Here is a 2,868-nt window from a genome sequence, read left to right on the forward strand (position 1 = left end):
ACGCTATGGGAAATCTCATCTTGAGGGGGGCTTCATGCTTAGATGCTTTCAGCACTTATCCCTTCCGCACATAGCTACCCAGCTATGCCCTTGGCAGAACAACTGGTACACCAGCGGTGCGTCCATCCCGGTCCTCTCGTACTAAGGACAGCTCCTCTCAAATTTCCTACGCCCACGACGGATAGGGACCGAACTGTCTCACGACGTTCTGAACCCAGCTCGCGTACCGCTTTAATGGGCGAACAGCCCAACCCTTGGGACCGACTACAGCCCCAGGATGCGATGAGCCGACATCGAGGTGCCAAACCTCCCCGTCGATGTGGACTCTTGGGGGAGATAAGCCTGTTATCCCCGGGGTAGCTTTTATCCGTTGAGCGATGGCCCTTCCATGCGGAACCACCGGATCACTAAGCCCGACTTTCGTCCCTGCTCGACTTGTAGGTCTCGCAGTCAAGCTCCCTTATGCCTTTGCACTCTACGAATGATTTCCAACCATTCTGAGGGAACCTTTGGGCGCCTCCGTTACTTTTTAGGAGGCGACCGCCCCAGTCAAACTGCCCACCTGACACTGTCTCCCGGGTCGATAAGACCCGTAGGTTAGAATTTCAATACAGCCAGGGCGGTATCCCACCAGCGCCTCCACCGAAGCTAGCGCTCCGGCTTCAAAGGCTCCCGCCTATCCTGTACAAGCTGTACCAAAATTCAATATCAGGCTACAGTAAAGCTCCACGGGGTCTTTCCGTCCTGTCGCGGGTAACCTGCATCTTCACAGGTACTATAATTTCACCGAGTCTCTGGTTGAGACAGTGCCCAAATCGTTACACCTTTCGTGCGGGTCGGAACTTACCCGACAAGGAATTTCGCTACCTTAGGACCGTTATAGTTACGGCCGCCGTTTACTGGGGCTTCAGTTCAGAGCTTCGCTTGCGCTAACCCCTCTCCTTAACCTTCCAGCACCGGGCAGGTGTCAGCCCCTATACTTCGCCTTACGGCTTCGCAGAGACCTGTGTTTTTGCTAAACAGTCGCTTGGGCCTATTCACTGCGGCTTTCCGTTAAGAAAGCACCCCTTCTCCCGAAGTTACGGGGTCATTTTGCCGAGTTCCTTAACCAGAGTTCTCTCGCACACCTTAGGATTCTCTCCTCGCCTACCTGTGTCGGTTTGCGGTACAGGCACCTTTTATCTCGCTAGAAGCTTTTCTTGGCAGCGGGGAATCAAAGACTTCGCTCCATAAGGAGCTTCCCCATCACAGCTCAGCCTTCGCGGTAAGCGGATTTGCCTACTTACCAGCCTAACTGCTTGGACGTGCTCAACCAATCGCACGCTTCTTCTATCCTTCTGCGTCCCTCCATTGCTCAAACGATAAAGAGGTGGTACAGGAATATCAACCTGTTGTCCATCGCCTACGCCTGTCGGCCTCGGCTTAGGTCCTGACTAACCCTGAGCGGACGAGCCTTCCTCAGGAAACCTTAGGCATTCGGTGGACGGGATTCTCACCCGTCTTTCGCTACTCATACCGGCATTCTCACTTCTAAGCGCTCCACCAGTCCTTACGATCTGACTTCACAGCACTTAGAACGCTCCCCTACCACTGATACCATAGGTATCAATCCGCAGCTTCGGTGGTGTATTTAGCCCCGGTACATTTTCGGCGCAGAGTCACTCGACTAGTGAGCTATTACGCACTCTTTAAATGGTGGCTGCTTCTAAGCCAACATCCTAGTTGTCTAAGCAACTCCACATCCTTTTCCACTTAATACACACTTTGGGACCTTAGCTGGCGGTCTGGGCTGTTTCCCTTTTGACTACGGATCTTATCACTCGCAGTCTGACTCCTAAGGATAAGTCATTGGCATTCGGAGTTTGACTGAATTCGGTAATCCGATGAGGACCCCTAGTTCAATCAGTGCTCTACCTCCAAGACTCTTACACTTAAGGCTAGCCCTAAAGCTATTTCGGGGAGAACCAGCTATCTCCAGGTTCGATTGGAATTTCTCCGCTACCCACACCTCATCCCCGCACTTTTCAACGTGCGTGGGTTCGGGCCTCCATTCAGTGTTACCTGAACTTCACCCTGGACATGGGTAGATCACCTGGTTTCGGGTCTACGACCACGTACTAAACGCCCTATTCAGACTCGCTTTCGCTACGGCTCCGCCTCTTCAGCTTAACCTCGCACGGGATCGTAACTCGCCGGTTCATTCTACAAAAGGCACGCCATCACCCGTTAACGGGCTCTGACTATTTGTAGGCACACGGTTTCAGGATCTCTTTCACTCCCCTTCCGGGGTGCTTTTCACCTTTCCCTCACGGTACTGGTTCACTATCGATCACTAGGTAGTATTTAGCCTTGGGAGATGGTCCTCCCAGATTCCGACGGAATTTCACGTGTTCCGCCGTACTCAGGATACATTCAAGAGGGAACGAAGTTTCAACTACAGGGTTGTTACCTTCTATGACGAGCCTTTCCAGGCTGCTTCGTCTACCTCGTTCCTTTGTAACTCCGTATAGAATGTCCTACAACCCCAAGAGGCAAGCCTCTTGGTTTGGGCTAGATTCCGTTTCGCTCGCCGCTACTCAGGAAATCGCATTTGCTTTCTCTTCCTCCAGGTACTTAGATGTTTCAGTTCCCTGGGTCTGTCTTCTTTACCCTATGTATTCAGATAAAGATACCATACCATTACGTATGGTGGGTTTCCCCATTCGGAAATCTCCGGATCAAAGCTTACTTACAGCTCCCCGAAGCATATCGGTGTTAGTCCCGTCCTTCATCGACTCCTAGTGTCAAGGCATCCACCGTGCGCCCTTTCTAACTTAACCAAAATTAAAAAAATATGAGCTACACTGTTATCTAGTTTTCAAAGAACAT

Annotated in this window: 1 rRNA gene; it reads right to left on the reverse strand. The window is 51.6% G+C overall.

Going from position 1 to position 2,868, the window contains the following annotated elements:
- A 23S ribosomal RNA gene (locus MR076_RS25815) occupies positions 1-2,819 on the reverse strand; the annotation flags it as partial.
- Positions 2,820-2,868 lie beyond the last annotated feature (49 nt).

The organism is Bacillus cereus group sp. BfR-BA-01380 (genome assembly GCF_022663535.1).
In the GTDB taxonomy this organism is placed as follows: domain Bacteria; phylum Bacillota; class Bacilli; order Bacillales; family Bacillaceae_G; genus Bacillus_A; species Bacillus_A cereus_BB.